This is a genomic window from Guopingia tenuis (assembly GCF_014384805.1).
GTDB lineage: Bacteria > Bacillota > Clostridia > Christensenellales > Christensenellaceae > Guopingia > Guopingia tenuis.
Genome location: NZ_JACRSS010000004.1, coordinates 100,264 through 126,120, shown reverse-complemented (window position 1 = coordinate 126,120; position 25,857 = coordinate 100,264). Strand labels below are relative to the sequence as shown.

At 55.2% G+C, this 25,857-nt stretch carries 23 protein-coding genes; 9 read left to right on the top strand and 14 right to left on the bottom strand.

The genetic code is table 11. The features are described 5' to 3' along the window. Positions 1–43: 43 nt before the first annotated feature. The 10 genes from H8693_RS08850 to H8693_RS08805 all read right to left on the bottom strand — a co-directional run bounded on the left by H8693_RS08850 (position 44) and on the right by H8693_RS08805 (position 9,990). On the bottom strand, positions 44–1,165 hold the full coding sequence (locus H8693_RS08850; protein WP_249280665.1) for a hypothetical protein: 1,122 nt from the start codon (positions 1,163–1,165) through the stop codon (positions 44–46). After that, positions 1,165–2,289, bottom strand: a complete 1,125-nt coding sequence (locus H8693_RS08845; RefSeq protein WP_249280664.1) for a hypothetical protein — start codon at positions 2,287–2,289, stop codon at positions 1,165–1,167. The genes H8693_RS08850 and H8693_RS08845 overlap by 1 nt, the downstream gene beginning before the upstream one ends. A gap of 25 nt (positions 2,290–2,314) precedes the next feature. Beyond that, positions 2,315–3,166: an ABC transporter ATP-binding protein gene (locus H8693_RS08840; protein WP_249280663.1), complete on the bottom strand. Its 852-nt coding sequence runs from the start codon at positions 3,164–3,166 to the stop codon at positions 2,315–2,317. Then, a complete protein-coding gene (locus H8693_RS08835; RefSeq protein ID WP_249280662.1) occupies positions 3,150–3,893 on the bottom strand; it encodes a hypothetical protein in 744 nt (247 codons plus the stop codon). The genes H8693_RS08840 and H8693_RS08835 overlap by 17 nt, the downstream gene beginning before the upstream one ends. Beyond that, the gene (locus H8693_RS08830) at positions 3,865–4,434 is read right to left on the bottom strand and encodes an RNA polymerase sigma factor (RefSeq protein ID WP_249280661.1); all 570 of its coding nucleotides are present in this window, start codon (positions 4,432–4,434) and stop codon (positions 3,865–3,867) included. Before H8693_RS08830 ends, H8693_RS08835 begins: the two co-directional genes overlap by 29 nt. Positions 4,435–4,544: 110 nt before the next feature. Beyond that, positions 4,545–4,961, bottom strand: a complete 417-nt coding sequence (locus H8693_RS08825; protein ID WP_178621759.1) for an acyl-CoA thioesterase — start codon at positions 4,959–4,961, stop codon at positions 4,545–4,547. A 33-nt stretch (positions 4,962–4,994) separates the two neighbouring features. After that, positions 4,995–5,957, bottom strand: a complete 963-nt coding sequence (gene pfkA / locus H8693_RS08820) for a 6-phosphofructokinase (RefSeq protein ID WP_178621757.1) — start codon at positions 5,955–5,957, stop codon at positions 4,995–4,997. Positions 5,958–5,988: 31 nt separating this feature from the next. Continuing rightward, the gene (locus H8693_RS08815) at positions 5,989–6,186 is read right to left on the bottom strand and encodes a putative signal transducing protein (protein ID WP_178621756.1); all 198 of its coding nucleotides are present in this window, start codon (positions 6,184–6,186) and stop codon (positions 5,989–5,991) included. Between the two features lie 41 nt (positions 6,187–6,227). Next, positions 6,228–6,464, bottom strand: coding sequence for a trp RNA-binding attenuation protein MtrB (gene mtrB / locus H8693_RS08810; protein ID WP_178621754.1), 237 nt, complete (start codon positions 6,462–6,464; stop codon positions 6,228–6,230). 85 nt (positions 6,465–6,549) lie between these two features. Beyond that, positions 6,550–9,990, bottom strand: coding sequence for a DNA polymerase III subunit alpha (locus H8693_RS08805; RefSeq protein WP_249280660.1), 3,441 nt, complete (start codon positions 9,988–9,990; stop codon positions 6,550–6,552). Positions 9,991–10,137: 147 nt separating this feature from the next. Between H8693_RS08805 and H8693_RS08800 the strand changes: the two genes are divergently transcribed. From H8693_RS08800 to H8693_RS08765, 8 genes are all read left to right on the top strand, one after another. Then, positions 10,138–10,935 carry a Cof-type HAD-IIB family hydrolase gene (locus H8693_RS08800; protein ID WP_249280659.1) on the top strand — a complete coding sequence of 266 codons (798 nt, stop codon included), beginning with the start codon at positions 10,138–10,140 and terminating at the stop codon, positions 10,933–10,935. 12 nt (positions 10,936–10,947) lie between these two features. Then, positions 10,948–11,862, top strand: a complete 915-nt coding sequence (gene hprK / locus H8693_RS08795) for an HPr(Ser) kinase/phosphatase (RefSeq protein WP_178621671.1) — start codon at positions 10,948–10,950, stop codon at positions 11,860–11,862. Between the two features lie 67 nt (positions 11,863–11,929). Next, positions 11,930–13,123: a hypothetical protein gene (locus tag H8693_RS08790; RefSeq protein WP_249280658.1), complete on the top strand. Its 1,194-nt coding sequence runs from the start codon at positions 11,930–11,932 to the stop codon at positions 13,121–13,123. Between the two features lie 57 nt (positions 13,124–13,180). Then, a complete protein-coding gene (murB, locus tag H8693_RS08785; protein WP_249280657.1) occupies positions 13,181–14,098 on the top strand; it encodes a UDP-N-acetylmuramate dehydrogenase in 918 nt (305 codons plus the stop codon). 113 nt (positions 14,099–14,211) lie between these two features. Further along, a complete protein-coding gene (gene rapZ / locus H8693_RS08780) occupies positions 14,212–15,102 on the top strand; it encodes an RNase adapter RapZ (RefSeq protein WP_249280656.1) in 891 nt (296 codons plus the stop codon). A 283-nt stretch (positions 15,103–15,385) separates the two neighbouring features. After that, the gene (whiA, locus tag H8693_RS08775; protein ID WP_249280655.1) at positions 15,386–16,327 is read left to right on the top strand and encodes a DNA-binding protein WhiA; all 942 of its coding nucleotides are present in this window, start codon (positions 15,386–15,388) and stop codon (positions 16,325–16,327) included. A 198-nt stretch (positions 16,328–16,525) separates the two neighbouring features. Beyond that, positions 16,526–17,437: an acetamidase/formamidase family protein gene (locus H8693_RS08770; RefSeq protein WP_249280654.1), complete on the top strand. Its 912-nt coding sequence runs from the start codon at positions 16,526–16,528 to the stop codon at positions 17,435–17,437. A 139-nt stretch (positions 17,438–17,576) separates the two neighbouring features. Further along, positions 17,577–17,834, top strand: coding sequence for an HPr family phosphocarrier protein (locus tag H8693_RS08765; RefSeq protein ID WP_249280653.1), 258 nt, complete (start codon positions 17,577–17,579; stop codon positions 17,832–17,834). A 57-nt stretch (positions 17,835–17,891) separates the two neighbouring features. Here the strand turns inward: H8693_RS08765 and H8693_RS08760 are convergent, their stop codons facing one another. After that, positions 17,892–18,461, bottom strand: coding sequence for an ANTAR domain-containing response regulator (locus H8693_RS08760; RefSeq protein WP_249280652.1), 570 nt, complete (start codon positions 18,459–18,461; stop codon positions 17,892–17,894). Positions 18,462–18,702: 241 nt separating this feature from the next. On the opposite strand from H8693_RS08760, the gene H8693_RS08755 reads away from it, so the two are divergent. Then, complete coding sequence (locus tag H8693_RS08755; RefSeq protein ID WP_249280651.1) at positions 18,703–20,814, top strand: glutamine synthetase III family protein; 2,112 nt, start codon at positions 18,703–18,705, stop codon at positions 20,812–20,814. A gap of 27 nt (positions 20,815–20,841) precedes the next feature. Here H8693_RS08755 and H8693_RS08750 read toward each other — a convergent pair whose 3' ends face one another. The 3 genes from H8693_RS08750 to uvrC form a co-directional block, all read right to left on the bottom strand. Then, positions 20,842–21,102, bottom strand: coding sequence for a hypothetical protein (locus H8693_RS08750; protein ID WP_249280650.1), 261 nt, complete (start codon positions 21,100–21,102; stop codon positions 20,842–20,844). Between the two features lie 504 nt (positions 21,103–21,606). After that, positions 21,607–23,685, bottom strand: coding sequence for a sodium-translocating pyrophosphatase (locus tag H8693_RS08745; protein ID WP_178618860.1), 2,079 nt, complete (start codon positions 23,683–23,685; stop codon positions 21,607–21,609). Between the two features lie 330 nt (positions 23,686–24,015). Then, complete coding sequence (gene uvrC / locus H8693_RS08740; RefSeq protein WP_249280649.1) at positions 24,016–25,857, bottom strand: excinuclease ABC subunit UvrC; 1,842 nt, start codon at positions 25,855–25,857, stop codon at positions 24,016–24,018.

Here is a 25,857-nt window from a genome sequence, read left to right as displayed (position 1 = left end):
GCAATTTTTCTCACAAGGGCTTTCCCGCATTCCTTTCATTTTGCTAATCCAAGAGGTCCTTTTTCCGCATCCGCATTTGAAGGATCAGCAGCGCCGCCAGCCCCGCGGCCAGCAGCAGGCCCGCCGCCAGCCATTCCGCTCCCGGAATCCGAAACAGCCGGTATGCGGTATTTTCCCTATAAAATGCCTGAAACATGACGGCGGCCGACAGCGCCTCATAGACGATCAGCACCGGAACACCCTTCAGGAGCATGGCAATATAGTGCTCGCTGGCTTGAGACAGGCAGAAAAACAGCGGGCACGCCCCTGCCGCCAGCAAAAGCGACAGACCCATATTGCTCAAAAAATACTGGCCATAGGTCATAGGGAAAACGGCGTCTAGACCAGTCAGAAAGGAATCCAGGCGGCTGTTCCAGAAAACCCGAACCCCGTTTTGCGAGAATATGGCGGCAAAAATCCACAACCCTATCATCGCCAGAAGAACCGCTCCCGCCAGGCAGGCGAGAAACCGCAGGCCCTCCATCCGCCGGCCCATCCTGCCGCTCCATTGGATCGGGCGCATCCGGTTCATGGAATCCCGGACGGCAAAGGGCGCCGTCACCAGAAACACCCCCAGAATCAGCAGGCCCGTGCCATAGGCAAAGTAATGGTAGCCAGCTTCTAACAATTCGTCAGACAGTATATCCGGGTGCGCAGGGTCCAGCTCATATGCCCCCAGGCAAAACTCCAGCGCCTGTATCCGATATCCCAGCCAACCGCTCTCCTCCCCAAAAAGCAGGGACTCCGCCGCCCAAAACCGCGCATCCTCTTCGCTTGAATTTTCCCCAGCCCAGCGATCATATTTTTCTATAAACTGCGCATAGGACTGGATTCCCGCCGCGGCAAAGGCAGGATGGGAGGCAATAAACGCATCGGCTTCCATAAGGAGATCATCCATTTCCACTTTTGCCTGCTCATATTCCCCCGGCTCCATGGTGTTTCCATAGGTTTTTACCCACTGAATCGCAGTGTTATTGTATTCCTCCAGAGGATGGCCGTTGGGATAGCCGCCAAACACTGTATAAAATTCCATAAACATCAGGTACAGGAGAAGCCCTGCCACAGTCAGGATCCCCAGAATGCGGAAATCCGCCATCTTTTTCAATTCCCATCCAAAAACCCGCATCAGGCCACATCCTTTCTTCGAAAACGCCGATAGGCCAGGAGAAAAATTCCCGCCCACAGCACCAGGTTCAGGCAGATTCCCCAGCTCTCCTGCCAGGGGATGACCGTGCTGATGCCTCCATCGGTAAACCAGAGGGGCTGGGTATGCCAAAGCACCGCCGGGAAGAAGGTCGCCGCGATATACCCGTTCCAGCATCCTGCATCCGAAAGCAACATGGGCGCCGCAAATTGGGCGAAAAGAAACGCAAAGACCGCCAGGAACGCGATATAGCTGTTTTTCAGCCAAAGGCCCGCTGCGCTCCCCATGAGGGAAAACACCAGCAAAAGTCCCAGGCTCAGGCCCATCTGCGCCGCGAAATATTCTCCCAGAGTGAAGGAACCCCATGTGAGAAACGGCTTGGTAAACACCGCCTCCTGCACGGTATGAAACTGGCTGGCCACGTTGGCATTCCAGAAAAATGTCCCCTCCCAGAAAATCCCATAAACCGCAAGAAAAAAACCAACAAACAGAAGATAGCTTCCCGCCGCCGCAATCCAGGCCGCCGCCCCCTTTTCCAGGGCGGTTTTTCTGCCGCGTTTGGCGCTCAGGAGAAGACTTTCCGTCCGGCAAAGCCGCTCCATGCCCATGGTATAGATGCCGAGGAGCAGGGCGAGAAAAGCGCTTTCCGTCAGTGCCGCATGCAGGCCGTCATATAGCCTTTGAAACTGCCGGTCTGTATCGCGGGCCGCATAGACGCTGAGAGCCGCTCCTTCCCCTCCCAACGCATCCACCGCGTCCTGCAATGCAGCGTATTTTTTCTCCAGCAATCCCACGAGGCCGCCGCCCGGCTGGTAAAGCCCGAGATAGAGTCGGGCCAGTTCCGCCGTGTTCAGGTCTTCCAAGGTATTCTCCGCCCCTGCCGTCTCCTCCAGAAGCTGCTCCCGAAGGGCAGATGGCGGCTCTTTCGCCAGCGATTCCCAAAAATCCGGCACCATTTGCCCGCCGTTTTTTTCCTGCACGGTCTGCCGGTAGACAAGTCGTTCCCTCTCCTCCTGAGAGACTCCGCTGCCGGCCATCCAGCCATTGACCAGGATACACCCCGCCAGAAAGATCCAGAGCATGGGCATCGAGAAAATTTTTTTCAATTCCCACCCCAGGCAGCGCATGTCCCTATACCCCCTCTTCCCGGTATAGATATAGGAACACGTCCTCCAGGCCGGCGGGAACCGGCATGCCCCCTTCCGGAGCGGTTTCACAGGCCACGCGCTGCACGGCGCCGGCCCCGGTCTGCCGTTCGGACAGGAATACAGCCCCTTCCGGCAATGCCTCGCCGAGAGGCAGTTCAAATACCCTGTCCGAAAGCGTCCGGCAGATTTCGCCAGGCGGCTGGCAGGCATGGAGCCGGTGCCCCCGCAGCAGAATCACCTGATGGGCGATGGTTTCAACATCCGAAACGATATGTGTGGAGAGCAGTACAATCCGGTTTTCCGCCAAACCGTGCAGAAGATTGCGGAACCGTGCCCGCTCCTTGGGGTCCAATCCCGCCGTCGGCTCATCGAGAATGAGAATCTCGGGGTCATTGAGCATCGCCTGGGCAATGCCGATCCGCTGGATCATCCCCCCGGAAAACTTTTTCATCTTTTTATCCCCATGTTCGGTCATAGACACGGTTTCCAAAAGCTCCTCGATGCGCAGTTTTGCCCGCTTCGCAGGAATCCCTTTCAGCGCGGCAATATAGCGCAGAAACTGGCGCGGCGTATTGTTTTTATAATAGCCGAACTCCTGGGGCAGATAGCCGATTTTTTCCCGGTAGCGGCTCTCCATCTGGAAAATATCCTCGCCGTCCAGGCGGATCTGCCCGGAGGTGGGAAAGAGCAGCGTCGCCAGCATTTTCAGCAGTGTCGTCTTTCCCGCCCCATTGGGCGCCAGCAGGCCGTATACCCCGTTTTCCAGAGAAAGATCGATTTCTGAAAGAGCCGTAAATTTTCCATATTGCTTGGTGACATTATCGATTTGCAGCAAAGCGTATCCCTCCCCGGTTTCCATAGAAATAGTAACCCCGCAGCGCCCATAAGAACGCCGCCAGCAGCAGCAGTACCCCGGTCCCCAAAACAGCCAGAGGAACCTGCACGAAAAATCCGTTGAGCCGGCGGGGATCGACCGCTGCCAGCAGCGCCGCCTGTGCCATAATCCAGGCGCAGGGCAGGAGCCATCCGTTCCGCGCCCATTTGGCGCTGCGCAGAAGGAGCAGCTGTGCCCAGCCATAGGCAAAAAGGCCGCAGAGCGACACACCAACCGCCCGGAGAACCTCCACTTCCCCGCCGGTTCCCGCCGACAGGAACAGGCCCAGCAGCGCCTCCAGGGCCGCCCCCAGACCGCCCAGAAGCAGCATCCGGCAGGCCGTAAGCTGGCGCAAGTCATAAGTACACGCCATTTTCCACTGCATCACTCCAATCTGCCGCTCCTTCCATGCCGCAATCCCACAAAACAGCATATAACAGAGAGGTGCTCCGGCAAACAGGGCCGCATAGGCCACATCTCCCTGCTCCCGGAGCAGGAGGAACACGGCCAAAACCCCGCAGGCCGCCAGGAACAGCACGTCCTGGGCCCCATAGAACATATAGCGCAGCCCCATGCGCCGCAGCATCCGCCAAAGCTCGGGAAGCATCCGCCGCGGACGCCATCCCTCTTTCAGAATGGCCGCCACCGCCGCCCGTTTCTCATTTTCCTCCGGCATGGGTATATTCATCCCAAAACTCCTTTCTAAGCGCCGCGCGAAGGCGGTAATATCTGGATTTCACCGCGGCTTCCGGCTCCCCCAGGGCCTGGGCGATCTCGGGAAAGCTGCACCCGCCATAGAGCCGCATCCGCGCAATTTTCTGAAGGACAACCGGCTGGCTTTCAATATAACGCAGTATTTTTTCCAGCAAAAACCGATCCTGCGCCAGTTTCGCCACATCCATTTCATCCGCCAGCACCATTTCCCCGATATCGAGGGCGGGGATCGGCGCCCGCCGCCGGGAATCGATGATCTTGTGGGTGGCAATACGGTAGATCCAGGTGCGGACTCCGGCTTTTTTCTCGTCATAATAGGGAAGGCTTTGCAGCACGGCGATGAAGATTTCCTGCGTTATGTCCATCGCCGTCTCCTTCTGCCCAGTCTGCCGAAAGGCATAGCGGTAGATCTCATCATAGTACCGGCGAATCAGCTCCTCCGCTGCCGCCCGGCTCCCCCTCTTTGCTTTTTCTATCCATCTGGTATCGTCGGCCATGCCCGCCCGTCCTCGCATCGTTTTCCTTATATTCGCCGCAGCTTCCGGTTTCGTTTCACAAATAATATAATTTTTACGAAAAAAACCCGCGCGCTTTTTTGCGCAGCGGGCTTTTTACTTTTCATGGCTTATGCTTTATCCAGTTCGCTTTGTAGCGCCCGGTATAAGGCGGGAAGTGCATTTTTCAGCACCAGCGGCCGGAAATCCCGGCTCATGCAGGCATAGGTAATCCGACATTGCACGATGGGCGCCTGGTCGCTCTTGCGGGTAACCCGGTAGCTGAGGGTAGTCTTTACATTGGAGAGCGCCTCCACCTTCATTTCCACCGTCAGCGTATCGCCGAAATAGGCCGGCGCGTGATAGCGGCTTTTCACATCGATGGGCAGAAAATGCACCCCTTTTTCTGCGATCTCCTGGTAAGAAAGTCCGTTCTCCTCCAGAAACTGGGTCTGCACCATGTCAAACCAGCTATAGTAATTGGCGTGATAGGCAAAGCCCTCCGCCCCTGTTTCACTATACCGGACGCGCAGATCAAATGTCGCCATGCCGCTTCCTCCCTCTGTCTTTATAAGCTGAGATCAATAGTTATAGATGACACTATGTTCGTCATACATCTGCTGGTCGAACTGGTTCTCCATGGACAGAGCCTCGTCGATATCCATATCCACGATCTGATTTTGGCGGATGCCCACGACGCGGCCGCCCACACCGTCCATCAGCAAATGCACCGCTCTTGTGCCCATCTTGGTGGCGATATAGCGGTCAAAAGCGGAAGGCGTCCCGCCCCGCTGCACATAGCCCAGGACGATGGCTTTCACGTCAAATCCCGTCTTCGCACGGATATAGTTGGAGAGGGCTTCGCCCTTGCCGGCGCCCTCGGAAATAACGATGATGCTGGTCATGTTGCCCTTGATCCGGCGGTGCTGCAAGCTCTCGCAGATGGCGTCCACATCGAATTCCACCTCCGGCAGCAGGATATATTCCGCCTCGCCGGCTACACCGGCATGCAGGGCGATATCGCCGCATTTATTGCCCATGACCTCAATTACACCGATACGCTCATGGGAAAGCATGGTCTCACGGATTTTGGCGATCTCATCCGTAACCCCATTGACCGCCGTATCAAAACCGATGGTAAATTCCGTATAGGCCAGGTCGTTGTCGATGGTTCCCGGCAGGCCGATGGCAGGGATTCCCATATGGGAAAGAATCTGCGCGCCCTTGAAGCTGCCGTCGCCGCCGATGACGATCAGCCCATCCACTCCAAAGGCCTCCAATACTTTGACAGCCTGCTTCTGTCCTTCTTCTGTTTTCATCGCGGCGCAGCGTGCGGTTTTCAGAATCGTTCCGCCCTGATTGACGATCCCCCGGACCTGCTTGGAGCGAATCTCCGCCAAACGGCCCTCGATCAGGCCCGCATAGCCCTTATACACGCCAATGACCTGCAAACCGTTGGCCTTGGCCGTGAGCACGGCGGCATGGATGGCCGCGTTCATGCCCGGGGCGTCGCCGCCGCTTGTCAATATTGCAATTCTTCTCATACCTATTTTCTCCCTAACTTAAAAATTTATCTCAAAGCCCGTTTTCAATGATAATCTCCCGGGCTTCTTCCGCTTCGCTTTCCAGAACGAGAATTTCATAGTAATTCTCTTCCCTGCTCATCTTTTTATAGACGGGTTTCACCTTCACCAGAATCCCTTCATTTTCCAGCAGCGCCCGGATCCCATCGGTCACCGCGCTGGTTTTGGCCATATGAATAACGATCCACATAAACGACGCCCCCTCTTCTATTTTTCCTCGGCGGGACTTCGTTATTCTCCTTCCTCCTCTCTCCCTGCAAGCAGGGAGCCATGTTTGGTCAAGATCATAGCGCGTCCCTTGATTTTGATTGCAGAAATGTTTTCCGTAAACTGGGCGAGAATCACTTCCCCCGCGTCCAGCTTTTCCGTATGCTGCAGGCGAGTGTCGCGCCCCCGGGTCATGCCGATAAAGTTCACGCCGTCTTCCAATGCCTTCACGACGATGAACTCCCCATTTTCAGGCCCCATGGCAACCACACTCCTTCCTTTTTATCCTGTTTTTTTCATTCTATCATATCGCTTTTTTTCGCGCAACAGAAAACTGCTTTACATTTCACACAACCAGGACGTTCTCCCCGCCCAGCAGCGTGCGCATCTCCTCCAAGGCGCCCCGGGTGTTGGCCGCCAGGTATTCCCGGCCCAGGGCATAGAGCTTCCCGCTCTTTTTTGCAAAAATGCGGATCTCCTGCTCCCCGGGATACCGCTCGGCCCAGCGGCGGATCACTGCCAGAAGCGCCGGGTCCTCCTCCCACACCCGCAGGTAGAAGCATTTTTCGCCGGTTTCGCCGCCGGAAAGGCTTCCTTCCTCGTATTCCAGAATTTCATCCGCCACAATCTCGGGAACGCTCTCGCTGATCGCCACATGTCCGCGGACAATGAGTGGCTCGTCCGTGCGCACTAGCTCCTCATATTTGGCATAGATCCGCGGGAAAATCGTGACGCCGATGGTTCCTTCCATGTCCTCCAGGTTCCCGCTGGCCATCTGCTGGCGGGTCTGCTTGGTGGAACGCACCCGCAGGCTGGTAAAAATCCCCAGCACCTCCACGCTGCGCCCGTCGTAGTATTCCGCCTTTTCCTCGCTGTTTCGAGCCTCCAGGATATCGCCGATTCCCCGCCGGCCCTTGAGCGCCCCGGCATATTCCTCCAGAGGATGGCCGCTCAGATACAGCCCCGCCTTGTTCTTTTCCAGGGTGAGCTTGGTTTTCATGTCGTATTCCGGGATATCCGGCAGCGCCGTTTTGGCCGCCTGCACCGGCTCATCCCCAAAGGCAAACAGACTCATTTGCCCGCTTTCCGCCAGCCGGCTGTCCGCCTGGGCGTTTTTATAAATCGTCTCATACACCGCCATCAGCTGGGAGCGGCGCGCCCCCGTGCTGTCAAAGCAGCCCGAGAGGATCAGGGATTCCAGTTGGGATTTGTTGACCGCGTGGGTATTGCGGCGGACAAAGTCCTCGAAATCCGCATAATCCCCGTTTTTCTCCCGCTCCTCATAGACCGCACCGATGGAATCCCCCACATTGGTCAGCGCCGAAAGACCAAAACGGATATTTTCCCCCTCGACGGAAAACAGCTTTTTTGAGCGGTTGATATCCGGCAGAAGAATTTTAATGCCCGTCTGCTTGATATAGCGCATATAGTGGGCCAGCTTATCCGAATTGGAGATAAAGCTGTTGAGAAGCGCCGTCATGAACTCGGCCTCATAATAGCATTTCAAAAAAGCCGTCTGATAGGCCACCACGGCATAGGCGCAGGCATGGGACTTGTTGAAGGCATATTGGGCGAAATCCATCATCTGGTCGAAAATTTCCGTCGCCACCTTTTCGCTGACGCCCCGTTTGATGGCGCCGTCCACGCCGTCGCCGCCATAGATAAAGATTTTCCGTTCCCGCTCCATGGCCTCCACCTTCTTTTTGGACATGGTGCGGCGGACATCGTCGCTTCGGGCGAGGGAATATCCCGCCATATCCCGGACGATCTCCATGACCTGCTCCTGATATACCATGCAGCCATAGGTATCCTTCAGGGATTTTTCCAGCATGGGATGGGCATATTTCACCCGCTCCGGGTGGTTTTTATATTCGATATAATCCGGAATCTTGGACATCGGGCCCGGCCGGAACAGGGAAATCCCCACCATGATATCCCCCAGGTTTTCCGGCTTGAGCCGGGTCATGAGGGAGCGCATGCCGTCGCTTTCCAGCTGGAAAATGCCGTCCGTCTCTCCCGAGGAAATCAGCTCATATACCTTCGGGTCGTCCATGGGCAGATTCTGCATGTCCAATACAACGCCCCGGTTTTCCTTCACCATCGCAACGGTATCCCGGATCACCGTCAGCGTCCGAAGCCCCAGAAAATCCATCTTTAAAAGGCCCAGATCGGAAATGTTGTTCATGGTATACTGGGTGGTAATGGACTCATCCTTTTTGTTGCGGGAAAGCGGCGCATATTCCGTGATGGGATCCTTGGAGATCACCACGCCTGCCGCATGCGTCGAGCTCTGGCGGGGCAGCCCCTCCAATTTCATAGCCATATCCAGCCATTCCCGGACTTCGGGATTGTTGTCATATTCCTGTTTTAATTTGGGATTTTCCTTCATCGCCCGGGCGATGGTCATTTTGAGGGCAAAGGGAATCATCTTGGCGATCCGGTTGGCCTCGGGGATCGGGATGCGCATGACCCGCGCCACGTCCCGCACCACCTGCTTGGCCCCGAGCGTGCCGAAAGTGATGATCTGGGCCACATGGTCCTCCCCATATTTGGATACGACATAGTCAATGACCTCGCCGCGGCGTTCAATGCAGAAGTCAATATCGATATCCGGCATGCTCACACGCCCCGGATTCAGGAACCGTTCAAACAGCAGGTTATATTCAATGGGGTCAATATCCGTGATTTTGAGGGCATAGGCGACGATGCTTCCCGCCGCGCTGCCCCGACCCGGGCCCACGACGATGCCATGGGTCTTGGCAAAATGGACATAGTCCCAGACGATGAGAAAATAATCCGTGAACCCCATGTTGTTGATGGTATCCAACTCGAAGCGCAGCCGTTCCTCCACCGCCGCCGGATCGGCGTACCGCTCGGCAATGCCCTGCCGGGTGAGATGCTCCAGATAGCTTTCATGGGAGGGAAACTCCGGCGGAACATCAAAATTCGGCAGGTGGGTTTTGCCCAGTTCCAGCTCCACATTGCACTTTTCCGCCACCTCCAGGGTGTTTTCCATCAGCTCGGGCATATGGGGGAACAGCGCCTCCATCTCGTCCGCCGATTTCAGATAAAATTCCTGGGTTTCGAACAGGCCGCCCTCGTCCAGCGTCCGCCCCATTTGCAGGCACATGAGGATATCCTGCGCCTTGGCGTCCTCTTTGCGGACATAGTGCAGGTCGTTGGTGACAACCATCTTGATGCCCAGATCCCGCGCCAACTCGATCAGCAGCGGGTTCACCCGCTTCTGTTCGGCCAGGCCGTGATCCTGAAGCTCAATATAGAAATCCTCGCCGAACATGTCCTTCAGTTCGCCGGCAATGCGGTATGCCTCGTTTTTCTCCCCCCGCAGCAGATGCGCGGGCACATCGCCCGCAATGCAGGCGGAAAGGCAGACCAGCCCTCCCGCATATTTGCGGAGCGTGTCGTAATCCACCCGGGGCTTATAGTAATAGCCCTCCACAAATCCGATGGAGCAGAGGCGCATCAGGTTTTTATACCCCTCGTTATCTTTTGCCAGAACCACCAGATGGGCATATTCCCGGGCCGCCGTCGACTTTTCATGGAGATCCCCCTGGACGATATAAAGCTCGCATCCCAGAAGCGGCTTCACGCCCTGCTTCTTTGCCTCCAGGTAAAAATCCACCACACCGTACATGGCGCCGTGATCCGTGATGGCAATGGCCTTCTGCCCCAGCTCCTTCGCCCGGGAGATCAGGTCGCTGATGCGGGATGCGCCGTCCAGCAGGCTGTATTCGCTATGAACATGCAGATGCACAAAATCCTTCAAATTCGTCTCCTCCATATTTCTCTATTTTCTATTATATCGGAAACCAGTTTTTTTTCCAGCCCCCCGCGAAAAAGTATTTGCATTCCCTGCCCCCCGCGTTTATAATGAAAGCATCAATGAACAAGGATATATGGATGGAAGGAACCTATGGATTATAAACTCATTGCATTGGATATCGACGACACTTTACTGAACAACGACCGCAAGATCACGCCGGGCAATGCCGAGGCCATCGCTCGGGCCATGAAGGCGGGCGTGAAGGTAATCCTGGCCTCCGGGCGGCTGTTTATCAGCCTGAAACGGCTTTATGACGAGCTGGCCCTTCAGGACGCCAGCATCTGCTGCAGCGGCGCCCAGGTGGTGGATCATCAGGGAAGGGAGATTTCCTCCTGCCCCATCGAGCCAGAGGATACCTCCGCAATCTTGGAGCTGGCCCATGAGCTGGGCGTGTATGTGCACGTCTATATCGACAACCACTTCTGCTACGAAAAGCACACGGAATATTCGGATTACTACAAGAGCGTCTGCGGCTTTGGCGACCGTCTGGTTCCCAACCTGCGGGAGATGAAAGACATCTATACTCCCAAAATCCTCATGATCAACGACGAGGCCACAACCGCCCGCATTCAGCCGATCTTCAGGGAACGGTTCCCGCATCTGAACATTGGGCGTTCCAAACCCATCTTTTTGGAGTTCAACAACCCGGCGGCCACCAAAGGCGGAGCTTTGAAGGCCCTTTCGGAATACTATGGCATCGATAAAAGCCAGATGATCGCCGTGGGCGATAACCAGATCGACGCCAGCATGATCAAATATGCCGGCGTAGGTGCGGCGGTGGGCAACGCCATCGACGAGATCAAGGAAATTTCCGATTATGTCGCCGCGGCAGACAACGACCACGACGCCATCAAGGAAATCATCGACAAATTCATCTTTGAAAAATAGGGAGTGCCAATCATGAAGCGATCCATCAAAATTCAAAAACTCATCGATGAGCTGGGCCTCACGCCCCTCTATCTGGGCGACCGGGAGCATATGGAGATCGACACCAGCGATCTGAACCGGCCGGGCCTGCAGATGTGCGGCTTCTTTGAATATTTCGCCGTCGAGCGGATCCAGCTTTTTGGCATGGCCGAGATGACCTATTTGCAGGATCTCTCCCCCGAAGTGCGGCGAGAGCGTCTGGAAACGTATTTCAGCTATCCCATTCCCGGCGTGCTCATTGCCCGGAACCTGACGCCGCCCGACGATTTTCTCGAGATCGCGGAAACCTATGACGTTCCTGTTCTTATGTCCGGCCTCACCACCACAAAGCTCTCGCATATGACGACGCTGTTTCTGGATAATGAGCTGGCTCCCAGCATCGCCCGCCACGGCGGCCTGATGGACGTATACGGCATCGGCATTTTCATCACCGGCGAATCCGGCGTGGGCAAGAGCGAAACCGCCCTGGAGCTGGTCAAGCGCGGCCACCGTCTGGTGGCGGACGACGTGGTGGAAATCCGCAAAATTTCCGACAATCATCTGGTGGGAAGCTCGCCGGATGTCATCCGGCATCTCATGGAAATCCGCGGAATCGGCCTCATCGATGTTTCCGTGCTCTATGGCATGGGCGCCGTCATGGTTGACAAAACCATCAGTCTCTGCGTGCATCTGGAGCTGGGCGATGTGAAAGATATCGACCGGATCGGCATGGCAGAAGATTATGTGACCCTTCTCGGGGTCAAGGTGCCCAAAATCACCATCCCCGTGCGGCCGGGCCGGAATATCGCCATCATTTTGGAAGTGGCGGCCATGAACTTCCGCCTGAAGAGCCTGGGCCACGACGCCACGGCCAATCTCGACCAGAAGATGCTGGAGCTTTTGGGCTGACGCGTCTAAAAAACAGAACCAGCCAATATATTTAGAGTAAAAGTCTGATTCTTGGGAGTGAGTCCTCGTGAAAAAAGCTTTTACTCTTTTTTTATGCTTTGCCTGTCTGGCATTCCTCGTGCTGTCTCCCGCCTTTATCGTGGGCGGCGTTCATAAAAATACCTATACCATCCGGGAGCAGAAGCAGAGGGAGCAGTATCGCGGCTCCCTCACTCTCTGGCATATCGTTTCCTTCAAAACCGGCGGGACCAGCGGCGTCTCCTTCCTCCGCTCCCAGATCCGCTCCTTTGAAAAACAGCATCCCTATGTCTTTATCGATCTTGTTCCCCTGACGCCCGAAGAGGCGGAAAAAAAGCTGGCCGCCGGGGAGCGCCCGGACCTCTGCTCCTTCCCCCTGGGATTCATGGGCAATGCCGCGGATTTTTCCCGGCTTCCCGCCGCGGAGAGCCTTCTCCCTGCCTATGCCGATTGCGGCAGCCAGGATAACGATTGCTATGCCTATCCCTATATGGCGGATTTCTATACCCTTGCCTGCAACCAGGATCTGTTTGCGGCCCAGGATGTCCCCACGCCATTGGACAGCGGAATTTCCTATGAAAACTTCATCGCCGCCCTCTCCCGCCTCTCTTTTACGGTGGACGACCAGCAGATTCTCCCCCTTTCTCTCACGGTCACTTCCGGGTTGCATCCCAAAGCCGCGCTTCTCTGGCTCAAAACAGCCGCTTCCGGGGAGGATTGGCTGGAAGGCGACCTTCCCCTGGATACGCCTCTCGGCGCTTTTCCCATCGCGGAGGACGGTGGCCGGGAAATGTTTCTTTCGGGAAAATCCGCCATGCATCTCTGCCCCGCCGCAGAATATGAACAGCTTTTTTCCGACCAGCGGGCCAATTCCCTGAGCCTCTCCAATTATTCTATTTCCAGCTATTCGGATATGGTGCAGATGATCGGCCTGATGGCCACGGAGGATTCCGCCAAATATACGGCGGGCCTGGATTTTGCCCAGCAGCTTCTCTCGGAAAAGGCCCAAAAGGCCGTGGAAGGCATGAAAATGCTGCCGGTTACATCTCAGGAAGGGGTATATGAAGGCCAAACGCTGTATCTGGAGGAGTATGCGGCTCTTGGCGCCGATGGCAATATTCCCAATAACTTCCTTCTGGCCGCAAATCAAAAAGAGGTGGACGCCGCATTGGACACTGCCCTCGCCGGTGACAAAAATTTCAAAGAAAAGTCACGAAATCTCCTGTTTGGGCGTGTTGAATAAATGCCCGCCTTCGTGTACAATAAAACATAAGAAAGCAACAGCAAAGGGGGCGGCAGCATGCAGAAAATTCTCGAGGCGCTTTATGAACAGCATATTTCCCCGCGCCTTCACGCTCCCATGCGGGAATATACCACCTTCAAAACCGGCGGCCCTGCCGATCTTCTTGTGGAGCCCCAAAGCATCGAACAGCTTATTTTTGTCCTGCGTCTGTTTTCCCGGGAGCAACTCCCTTTTGTCCTTTTAGGGAATGGGTCCAATGTTCTTGTCACGGATGCGGGCATCCGGGGTGCCGTGATCCATTTGGGCGGTGCTTTTGCCAAATTGGAGGAACGGGAAGGCAAAATCGTCTCCCAGGCCGGGGCGCGCCTGTCCTCTCTTGTAATTTTCTCCCTCAACCGGGGATATGTCGGCCTGGAGTTCGCCGGAGGGATTCCGGGAACCGTGGGCGGCGGCGTCTATATGAACGCCGGAGCCTATGGCGGCGAGCTGGCGCCCCATTTGGAGAGCACGCTCTGCCTCGATGAAAACTTTCAGCTCTGCACCCTCACCCGGAAACAGATGCAGTTTTCCTATCGCCACAGCATCTTTATGGAACAGCCCTATATCATTCTGGAGGCGCATTTTTCCCTTTCCCGGGGAGATACGGATGCCGCCCGCAGGCAGATGCAGGAATATAACGCCCGGCGCAAGGCCAAGCAGCCTCTGGAATTTGCCAGCGCAGGAAGCACGTTCAAGCGTCCTCCGGGGCAGTATGCCGGAGCGCTCATCCAGGCAGCCGGCCTCAAGGGCTTTTCCGTGGGGGACGCCCAGGTTTCCCAGAAGCATGCCGGGTTTGTCATCAACCGCGGCAGCGCCACCTCCGCCCAGCTTTTGCAGGTGATCGCCGCCGTTCAGGAACGGGTCTATGCCGCCTCCGGTGTCCGACTGGAGCGGGAGGTCCGCATTATCGGCGAGGGAGCGGAGAATTTTCAATAGTTTTCTTTGCCGGACATGCCCTCGCGCCGTGTCCCGGCTTTCCATCTTATCCAGCCCCTGGGTTTTCTTCGGGATTTGCCCAGCCATCGCCGCATCCAAGGAGGTACAGCAGCATGAATTTTACCATTATCACCGGGCTTTCCGGCGCCGGGCGCTCCTCCGCCCTGAAAATCATGGAGGATCTCGGGTATTTCTGCGCAGACAATATTCCCCCGCAGCTCATTCCGGATTTCGCCCGTCTCTGTCAAAACCGGGCGGTGCCGCTGGAAAATGTGGCGGTTGTGGCGGATATGCGAATGGGCGATATGTTTGATTCGGTTTATGAAGCCATCGATCAGCTAAAGCAGATGAACTTGAACCTGGATATCCTGTTTCTGGACGCCTCGGATAAGGCCATCGTCAGTCGGTTCACCCAGACCCGGCGGCGGCATCCGGTCTCCGGGAGCGGCAATATCCTCTCGGGCATTCTGACCGAGCGGGAAAAGCTTCAGCGCATCAAGGAGATGGCCAACACAGTAATCGACACCAGCACCTATACTGTCCGCGCTCTCTCTTCGGTTCTTGAGCGCCGCTATAGCCAGGAGAGGGACAAACGGCTTCTGATTTCCGTCATCACCTTTGGCTATAAGCGCGGCATTCCCATTGACGCCGACCTGGTCTTTGACATGCGCTTCCTGCCCAACCCCTTTTATCTGGACGATCTCAAGACCAATTCCGGCCTGACGGAAAAGGTACGGGACTATGTTTTGAGCTTTGACGCGGCGCAGTATTTTCTCACCCAGGTGACCAATTTCGTCACCTATCTCTGCCCCTGTTATCTGGAACAGGATAAAAAGCAGCTGGTCATCGCCATCGGCTGCACGGGCGGCATGCACCGCAGCGTGGTTATCGGCGAGGAGCTTTATGCCCGTCTGCAAAAGAAGGGCAACCGCGTCACCATTGAGCATCGGGATTTGAATTTGGAGCAGGCTTCCATCGTGAGCCGTTTCCCCACCCATAATTGACGGATAGATTCGGAGGGACACGGCATATCATTTTCTCCCGGACGAAGAAAACGGCTTGGTTTGGGCCGGTGGCTGATCTGTCCTATCCCAATCCGGTTTTATTCCAGAGCATTGCGGATGTATGAAACACCCAAGATGCAAAAAGAGCTTAACGGTATCCTCTTGAATCGCTGGAAGAATATCCATATCCCCCAGGGAACTTCCACGACATGCCGCAGCTGCTCCGCTTTCCGGTTCTCCCGGAGAGCGGATGTTCCATCTCATTTTCAAAGGAGAGGTTTTTTTGTCTTTTTCCGCTGATGTAAAAACCGAATGCTGTGAAGTGCATGGGAAGCATCTGCATTGCCTGCGGGCAGAGCTGGCCGGCCTTGTGCTTTTAAGCGGCACCATCTCCCTGGGCTCGGGCGGCCTGAGTTTACTTCTAAACACGGAAAGCCGCGGCGTTGTCACTCGGATTTTTTCCCTGGTGAAACGGGTCTATGGCCTGGAATGCGAGCTTCTCTCCAAAACCGGCCCCCTCAAAAAGAACGAGGTCTATTCGGTGCGCATCAGCGGCCGGGAGCAGGTGCTTTCAATTTTGGATGATCTGGGCATTGCCGTTTCCCTGGGGATTCGTCTGCAGCCCGAGGCCTTTTCGGCTTTGACCCAGCGGGAATGCTGCCGGGCAGCCTTTCTGCGCGGCGCCTTTCTGGGCGGTGGCAGCATCAGCGACCCCCAAAAGGAATACCACCTGGAGTTTGTCGTCTCCATGCCCTCCCTTGCCGAGCCGCTCTGCGCCCTTCTGCAAGGGTTTTCCCTCAATGCCCGCCAAACGCAGCGCAAGGAAACAAGCGTCGTCTATATCAAGGGAATTGAGGATATCATCGGCCTGTTGACGCGTATCGGCGCCCATTCCAGCGTGATGGAGTTGGAAAATATCCGCATTTTCAAGGATATCCGCAACAACGTCAATCGGCAGATCAACTGTGAAAGCGCCAATATCGACCGCACGGTTCGCTCCGCCGTCCAGCAGGCCGAAAATATCCGGTTTATCGAGCAGACCCGGGGCCTGGAATGGCTTTCCCCGGCCCTGCGGGAAGCGGCGGAGCTTCGCCTTTCTTATCCGGAAGCCTCCCTGAGCGAGCTGGCAGCTCTCTGCCCGGGAGCCTCCCGCTCAGGGATCAATCACCGGCTGCGCAAGCTCAATGAAATCGCCCGCACTCTCCGGGAAGAAAATAATATATGAGCTTCTATCCTCCAGCAGACAATACCATCGTTTTCCAGCGGAAAAATACCGCTTTTTATCTGTTTTTGCAGAAAAACATAGGATCTTCAGCCGTTTTTTCATTTCACTTTTGCGCAGAGGGGTGAAATCCTTTCTCTTTTTGAGAAAACACATAAAACCTATATATGCTTGTAATCTTATCATGTGAGGAAAATCATCATGCAGGAAATTCGCCTGGAACGCAGCCAATACCAATGTGTCATCAGCCCCTATGCGGCGCCGGTAGCCCACGTCCGGGATGGGGAAACCGCCGTGTTTTATACCGAAGATGCCTTTTGGGGCGATCTCACTTCCGAGGATCTGGACCCCAAACAGCTCAATACATATTCCAATCCTCTGGTGGGCCCGGTCTATGTGGAGGGGGCGCATCCGGGAGATGCCCTCAAAATTTCCATTCTGGATATCACGCCCACACGGGACATAGCCGTGAGCTGTATTCACCGGGAGTTCGGCGCATTGCAGTATAACCGGCGCGTCAAATTTTTAAACGATCCCCTTCCCCTCAAGGTCTATCTCTATCATTATAAGGATGGAGTCTATTCCCACGGAAACCGCCTCTCCTTCTCCCCCGATCCCTTCATCGGCACCATCGCTACCGCGCCGGAAATCCAGGCCCCTTCCTCCAACACCCCCTTTGAGCAGGGCGGCAACATGGATGTCCCGGATGTGAAGCCCGGAAATATTCTCTATCTCCCCATCCAGAAGGAGGGCGCCTATCTCTATCTGGGCGACTGCCACGCCCGCCAGGGGCAGGGAGAAGCCTGCGGCGCGGCGTTGGAGATTGCGGCCCGGGTAACGCTGAAGTTGGAAGTCGTCCCCGGCCTGACCCTGCGCCAGCCCCGCATTGAAAGCCCCACCGAGCTTATGTGCATTGGAAGCGCGCGGCCCATGGAGGATGCCGCCCGCATCGCCTGTTATGAGCTGGTGCAATGGATGATAGAGCTGGGCTGGGACGCTATGGACGCCTATCAAGCCATCACCATGGACAGTTCCCTCTATGTGGGAAATATGGTGGACCCCAACTATTCCCTGGTGGCAAAGGTTGCCAAAGAGCTGGCCTATCGAAAATAATTTGGAAAAATCCCGTGTTTTTTAGAGGATTTTCCCCTATACTTATGGAATATTTATAAATAGTATTCAAGGACTTTCATATACACAACATAGGCGGCGTTCCGCCGCCGCGATTTGCATCTTTAAAGGAGGAATCCGAATGCTTTATAAAGAACTTGTCATCAAACATCCCGATGGATTGAAATCCCGCACGGCAGCCTTGTTTGTGCAGACGGCCGGCTGTTATGAATCGCAGATCCTCATTGAAAGCGAAAATAAAAAGGTCAATGCCAAAAGCATCATGGGCGTGCTCTCTCTGAAAATCCGCTGCGGCGAATCCATCTATGTCCTGGCCAACGGCAAGGACGAAAAAGAGGCCCTGGACGCCCTGGAAGAGCTGGCGGAAAAGACCGAATAAACAAAAATAACAATGCGGCAAAAAAAGCAGAGGCAAATTCCTCTGCTTTTTCTTTGCTTAATATTCATATGTCTTTAAAATATCTTCGGCAACCTCCCGCTGCGTCACCCGCATATCCATGGCCCGTTTTTGAATATAGCGGTGGGCCTGGGCTTCATCCATCCGCAGAAAGGAGATCAGGCAGCATTTGGCCCGGTCTACCACCTTGAGTTCCTCAATTTTTTGCTTGAGCGCTTCGTTTTCTCGCTGCATTTCCGCAAATTTTCCCGTGAGGGACCGGGCAATTTTGATGCTTTGCAGCAACCCCTGCCGGGAGATGGGCGTTCCCAGCACCAGAGCCTTGGTCCGGAGCAGGGCCTGCTCGGTTTCTTCCCGCTGCGCCTCCCGCACCATGAACACCAATGCCATATCCGGCCGGGCGGAAATTTTTTTCGCAAAGGCTGTCTCCGCGTCCTCCGGGCAGGACGAATAGATGAACACCAGATCTACCGGGGCAGCGGAAATCATATCCTCCGCCTGGGAGATGCCCCGGGCGCACAAAATCTCTTCAAATTCGGATTCGGCCAGCACTTCGCTGATCGCCCTATATAATTCGTCCGATGCCGCAATAATCAGCGCCCGTTTCATTCGTCCATCCTCTTTTCGTGGTCTGCGCTCCTTTATCTCTATGTATATTGATAGTACTGTATGAAAACCCGGTTTGTCAACTGCTGCAAAAAATGCATGGGTTCCGGCAAAAAAACTTGCAAAAGCGGCGGATTTATGATATGCTTTATAACGTTTTAGGGTAGCAAAGGCGCTGCAGAATTCATTTGTATTTCTGTCGCCTTTTTTATTGTTTGCTGATTTGCCACAAAGGAGGAATTTTATGCATTGTGAATATGAAGAGCCTGTGAACGTATCCGCACTGTTCGGGTCCATGGTATTCAATGACAGCGTCATGCGCGAGCGCCTGCCCCGCCATATCTACACATCCCTGAAAAAGACGATTGAACAGGGCAGCCGGCTGGAAGAAAGTTTGGCAGAGGTCGTTGCCAGCACCATGAAGGACTGGGCCATTGAAAAGGGCGCCACACATTATACCCATTGGTTCCAGCCCATGACCGGCATCACCGCGGAGAAGCACGACTCCTTCATTTCCCCCATCGCCGACGGAAAAGCCATCATGGAATTTTCCGGAAAAGAGTTGGTGCGGGGCGAACCAGACGCCTCCAGCTTCCCCTCCGGCGGCCTGCGGGCCACCTTTGAGGCCCGGGGCTACACAGCATGGGACCCCACTTCCTATGCGTTTGTCAAGGACTATACGCTCTATATCCCCACGGTGTTCTGCTCCTATGGCGGCGAGATCCTGGATAAAAAAACACCGCTGATCCGCTCGATGGAAGCCGTCAGCTTTCAGGCGCTCCGGGTGCTCCGCCTCTTTGGAAACACCACAGCCCGTCGGGTCATCACAACCGTGGGTTCCGAGCAGGAGTATTTTCTCGTCCCTAAAGACCTCTACCGCCAGCGCAAGGACCTGATTTTCACGGGGCGGACGCTTTTTGGCGCCAAGCCGCCCAAGGGCCAGGAGCTGGAGGATCACTATTTCGGAAATATCAAGGAGCAGGTGGCCGGCTTTATGCGGGAGCTGGATATCGAGCTTTGGAAGCTGGGCATTTCTGCCAAAACTGAGCATAATGAGGCCGCCCCGGCCCAGCATGAGTTGGCGCCTATCTATAACACCTCCAACATCGCCTGCGACCATAACCAGCTCACCATGGAGCTGATGAAAAAGATTGCGGATCATCACGGACTGGCATGTCTTTTGCACGCCAAGCCCTTCGCCGGAGTCAACGGCTCGGGTAAGCACAACAACTGGTCCCTCTGCACGGATACCGGGGAAAACCTGTTTGAGCCCGGCTCCTCCCCGGGGCGCAACGCCCAGTTCCTGCTGTTCCTCTGCGCCGTTATCAAGGGCGTGGACGAATATGCCGATCTGCTCCGCATTTCCACGGCCACGGCGGACAACGACCATCGCCTGGGAGCCAACGAGGCGCCGCCCTCCATCATCTCCATCTTTCTGGGAGACGATCTCATGGACATTCTGGAAGCCCTGGCAGACGGCCGCTCCCTCAAGAGTTCGCCGGGCAAGGTTCTGGAAATCGGCGTTTCCTCCCTTCCCAAGCTGCCCATGGACTCCACGGACCGGAACCGGACCTCGCCCTTTGCTTTCACGGGCAATAAATTCGAGTTCCGCATGCTGAGCGCCAGTGCTTCTGTCGCTGAACCGAATATCATGCTCAACACCATCATGGCGGAGGAGCTTTGCGAATTTGCCAACATTCTGGAAAAGGCCGACGACTTCAACGACACCCTCCACGACCTGCTGGCAAAGACCTATCGGGAACACAAGCGCGTCATCTTCTCCGGCAACAACTATGCGGCGGAATGGGTCAGGGAAGCTGAAAAGCGCGGACTTCATAACTATCCCTCCACGCCGGATGCCCTTCCCCATTTCTCGGATGCGCGGAATCTGGAGCTGTTCCGCAAGCATCATGTCTTTTCCGAAACCGAGGTGGTGAGCCGCCAGGAAATTCTGACGGAAAATTACAACAAGGCCATCAATATCGAAGCCCTCACCATGCTGGATATGGCGAAAAAACAGATTCTCCCCTGCGCCATTGCCTTCGGGAAGCATCTCACCGACGCCTATATGGCAAAGAAGCAGTGCGGTCTGGACCTTTCCCTGGAAGCAGAGGAAGGACTACTGAAAAAGGTCAGCTATCTGAGCGCCTCCATTGCTCAAAAGATCCAGGCGCTGGAAGCCAAAGTAATCCAGGCCCGGGGGATCGAGGATGTGGCTGCGGCGGCGCGCTGCTATCACGACCATGTGTTCGCCGCCATGCAGGAGCTGCGGGAAAGCTGCGACGAGCTGGAAACCATTGCGCCGGAAAATCTCTGGCCCTTCCCCACATATTCTCAGCTCATGTTCTACGTCTGATTCTGATAAAAAGAACCGGAGGCAGCCTCATCTGCCCCCGGTTTTTTTATTCCCTGAAAAAGCTGTTTTTTCTATATTTCTGGTTATCCGACGGAGCAGCCGTTTCCTGCCGTCTTTCTCTGCCTCCGGCTTTGCTTTGGCATCAAAACCGTCTTTGTCATCCGCACCTAAAACCGGGAAGCCGCGGCAGGCTTTAAAACCAAAGTCAAAAATAAATGCAAAAAAGGAAGTGGTTAAAGGCGCACGACTGGAAATCGTGTTTGTGTTGAAATTGTTCCCAAGGTTCAAATCCCTGTCCCTCAGCCAAAAAAACCTTAACAAAGGGATTTTTTATACCGCAAAGAGAGATTGGGAAACTTTAACGAAATCGTGGGTTACATTCTTGCCCTTTGCGCTGGCAGCTCCCGTCTTTTGCCTTTCTTCCCGCCTTTCGGCAAGTGAATCACCCTCACGCCAAATGGCACTTCTTCTCCTCTATCCTCTTCTCTATTCTGTATTCCGCTGCAATTATCGAACCAATTTTCTCATATTCTTCGTTTTCGGATTCAGTTGCCTATAGAATGCATGGCTCCCGGTTTCATTTTCTCATTTCACTCTATCGCTTTTTCCTGGCCTTTCGAGCTTTCCTTCGGATTGTTCTCGTCGCTGTCCCCCTGACAATTCCGCTGCATACGTCTTTTGGATTTCATTCCCTTCCGCCACCTATGCGGGCATCTCTGTATTTTTGCATACAAAAACAGCGGCAGCCGGATCGCCGCCGCTGTTCAATCCTTCTATTTCTTCCCCATGAGATCAGCCAAACAGGGAGAACGCCACAAACAGCGAAGATACCAGAGAGGACACCAGAGATACCACAGTGATCTGTGTATTGATGGAAGGCCCTGCCGTATCCTTAAAGGGGTCGCCCACCGTGTCGCCGATTACCGCAGCCTTATGGGCCTCGCTGCCCTTTCCGCCTTCGTTTCCGGCCTCCACATATTTCTTGGAGTTATCCCACAAGCCGCCCGAATTGGACATGAACAATGCAAGCAGCAGGCCGCTGACGATATTGCCCAGAAGGAATCCGCCTATGGCCATGGGGCCGCCAATGAATCCAACAACCAGCGTTGCGATGATCGTCATCAGGCCGGCCGGGATGAGTTCCCGGAGCGCGCCTGAGGTTGCAATATCGATGCACTTTCCATATTCCGGCTTGGCGGTGCCTTCCCGCAGTCCTTTAATGGTGTTGAACTGCCGGTGAATCTCGGAAACCATGCGCTGTGCATTTTTATCCACGCCCAGAATCAGCATCGCCGAGAACACCGCGGGGATTACCGCGCCCACCAGGATTCCGAAAAATACCGTGGGGGACATGATATCAAATCCGGTAATGAGGGGCTTGCCTGCTGCCGCCAGCGCAGCGTTCGCCTCCGACATGAACGCTCCCAGAAGGGAGATAACCGTCAGGCCGGCGGCGCTGATGGAAAAGCCCTTGGTCACAGCTTTGACCGTGTTGCCTGCGCTGTCCAGCTCATCCGCCGTGCGGATGGTTTCTTCGCCCAGACCACCCATTTCGGCCAGTCCGCGGGCATTATCTACAATCGGCCCATACGCATCATTGGAAATGATCATTCCCACAATGGAGAGCATGCCGACTGCCGCCATGGAAATTCCAAAGATGGCATAGCCTGCTCCCATGGGCTCACAAAGCTTATACGCAACCAGTGCGGAAACCGCAATGCCCACCATGGCCGGCAGAGCGGAGATAAATCCATAGGAAACGCCGGACAGCACGGTGAAAGCCGGGCCGGAGCCGGAAGCGTGTGCTACTTTGCGGACGATGGGCTTGGAATCGTCTGTGAAATAATCCGTCGTGATGCCGATGATCACACCGACCAGCAGCCCAATCGCGGAGGCGCCCCAGATCCGCCAGGAGAAGCCCTCAAATATAACGGTTGCCAGCGCTGTAAGCACCAGGTATACCGCCGTTGTCACATATGTGGAAGAGTTCAGCGCCCGCGTCGGATTGCCGTGCTTGCCGACCCGCGCCGTGGCAATGCCGATGATGGATGCCAGCAGGCCCAGAATTGCATAGCAGAACACCATGGAAATATTCGCAAATCCGCCCGTAAGAGACTGGGCAATGACCAGAGCCGACGCCATAGCCGCAACGTTGGAATCAAAGAGGTCTGCGCCCATACCGGCCACATCGCCTACGTTATCGCCCACATTGTCGGCAATAACCGCCGGGTTTCTGGGATCGTCCTCGGGGATTCCCAATTCGACCTTGCCTGTCAGGTCGGCAGAAACGTCTGCCGTTTTCGTGAAAATTCCGCCGCCGGCCTTGGCAAACAGAGCCAGCGAGCTGGCGCCAAAGGAGAAGCCCAGCAGAATCGTCGCATCGCCGGCAATGAGCAGAACCGCCGCCACACCCAGCAGCGAACATCCCACTACCAGCAGCCCCATCACGGCACCGCCGCGGAACCCGATCAAAAAGGCCGGTTTAATTCCCTTCTGCGCGCCCTCTGCCGCCCGTCCATTGGACAGCGTCGCCACAAGGATGCCGATTTTTCCTGCCACCGCAGACAGCGCCGTTCCCAGTATGTAGGCCACTGTCATGGAAATATTCTGGACAATGTCCCCCTTCCAAACCGGCGAAGGCAGCAGCACAAAAATGACGACAGCAGCAACGCCGGCAAAAATCGCCAGAATTTTGTACTCTCTGCGCATGAACGTATTCGCACCTTCTTTGATGAGTGCGGATACTTCCAAGATCTTTTTGTTCTCGATCCGACGTTTCTTAACCCATAAATACAGGTATACGGCGAAGGCGAACGCCAGGGCTGCCGTCAGAAACGAGAGTCCATAGAACAGTGACAACTGTGACTCCATAAAAAACCACCTACCCTCCAAAAATTTCGGAAATAAGCAGGCGGTTTTGCACAGGGGGCTTCGGGGCAGAATTCATGCGCCAAAATAAAATGGAGGACAAAACATACAGGCTATGGTTCTGTCCTCCAATTTGTAAAAATGGCTAACATTGTTTGTCAATGCGACAACACTGTTCTTTTTTACCTCATGAATCAAAATAAATAAAGCACCGTAAAAGGACCTTATGACAGACTCCACCACTTATTTCGATTACCTTAAGTATATGACAAAAAATACAGGATTGTCAAGGTATTTACGAACAGCAAAATGCTTTTTTGCATCTTCTGTCCATTATTCGTGAAAATACTGATAGACGGCCCGGGCAGTTCGAATATCCACGCCCTTTACGGCAGAAAGCTCTTCCACCGATGCCCCCCGGATTCCCTCTAAGTCGCCAAACGCCTCCAAAAGCAGGAGCTTCCGCTTATTCCCCACGCCGGCAATCCGGTCCAGCTCCGAGGCCAGCGTCCGGTTCTGCCGCAGGGCGCGGTGATAGGTGATGGCAAAGCGGTGGGCTTCATCGCGGATGGCCGTAATCAGGCGAAGCTCGGGGGCGTTCTTCGCCAGGACAATCGGCTCACTCTCGCCAGGAAGAAAAATCTCCTCCTCGCGCTTGGCCAGGCCGACGATGTTCATATCCTCCAGCCCCAGGGATTCCAGCACGGAAACCGCACTGCTGAGCTGGCCCTTGCCGCCGTCCACGATGATGAGATCGGGCACTGCGCCAAACCCATGTTCCTTATCCGTGGCCGCAAAGCCACGCAGCAGGCGGCGGGTCAGCACCTCCGCCATGGAGGCGAAGTCATTGGCTCCCTCCACAGTTTTGATCCTGAAACGGCGGTATTCCTTTTTATCCGGCTTGCCATCGGTAAACACCACCATGCTGGCCACGGAATCCGTCCCCTGGGTATTGGAGATATCATAGCATTCCATGCGGCGGATATAGCCGGTTCCCAAAATATCGCCCAATCCTTTGGCTGCGCCAACCGTCCGCTCATAATCCCGCTTGGCGCTCTGTTCCTTTCGCTTGAGGGCCTCCAGGGCGTTTCTCCGAGCCATATCCACCAGTTTTTTGTTGTCGCCCCGCTGGGGACGGACGATCTCCACTTTCGACCCGCGGATATCCGAGAGCCATTCCTCCAACAGCGCCGTATCCTCCAGCTCCGCCCCCACATAGATCTTTTTAGGAATGGCAGTTTTATCCATATAGTAGAGCTTCAAAAAGCTGTCCAGCACCTCAGCCTCGCTGCTTCCATCGCTCATGGTGAACCGCTGAGCTTCAGACAGCTTTCCCTTCCGGACAAAAAACGCCTGGACGATTGCTTCCCGCTCCCCCATGGCCGCGGCGAACAGGTCTTTATCGTTGAGATCGGGGAATCCGGCCTTCTGCCGCTCGGCCACCTTTTTCAAAATCACGATTTTATCCCGAAGCGAAGCCGCCCGCTCAAAATCCAGCTTTTCCGCGGCTTCCTCCATCTGCTTTTTCAGCTCAGCTTCCAACGCCTTATACTTCCCGGAAAGAAGGTCGATCACCTCCTTGACGGTCTTTGCATATTCCTCTTTGCTCACCAGCCCGCAGCAAGGCCCGGCGCACCGGCCCATCTGATAGTTCAGGCAGGGGCGGGCGTTTTTCCTCGGCGGCAGCTGAATATCCTTTTTGCAGCTCCGCAGGGGGAACAGCTTATAGACCGCATCCATCAGATCCCGGATGGAATGGGCCGCCAGATAGGGGCCAAAATATTTTGCGCCGTCCCGCTCCACTTTCCGGACGATCTCAATGCGGGGATAATCCTGCTTCAGATCGATGCGGACATAGGGGAAATGCTTGTCGTCCCGCAGGAGGATATTATAATAGGGCTGGTATTTTTTGATGAGATTGCATTCCAGGATCAGCGCCTCTTTTTCGCTGTCCGCAATGATATAGTCAAAGGTATGGATATGCTGCACCATGGCCGCTACCTTCGCCTGCTTTCCCGAAAGGGCGCCAAAATACTGGCGCACCCGGTTGGAAAGGTTGCGCGCCTTGCCCACATAGATCACGTTGCCCTCCCGGTCCTTCATGAGATAGACCCCGGGATCCTTGGGCAGCGTGCGGATTTTCTCCTCCAGCTCTTTATTTAAAAGTCGTTCCAT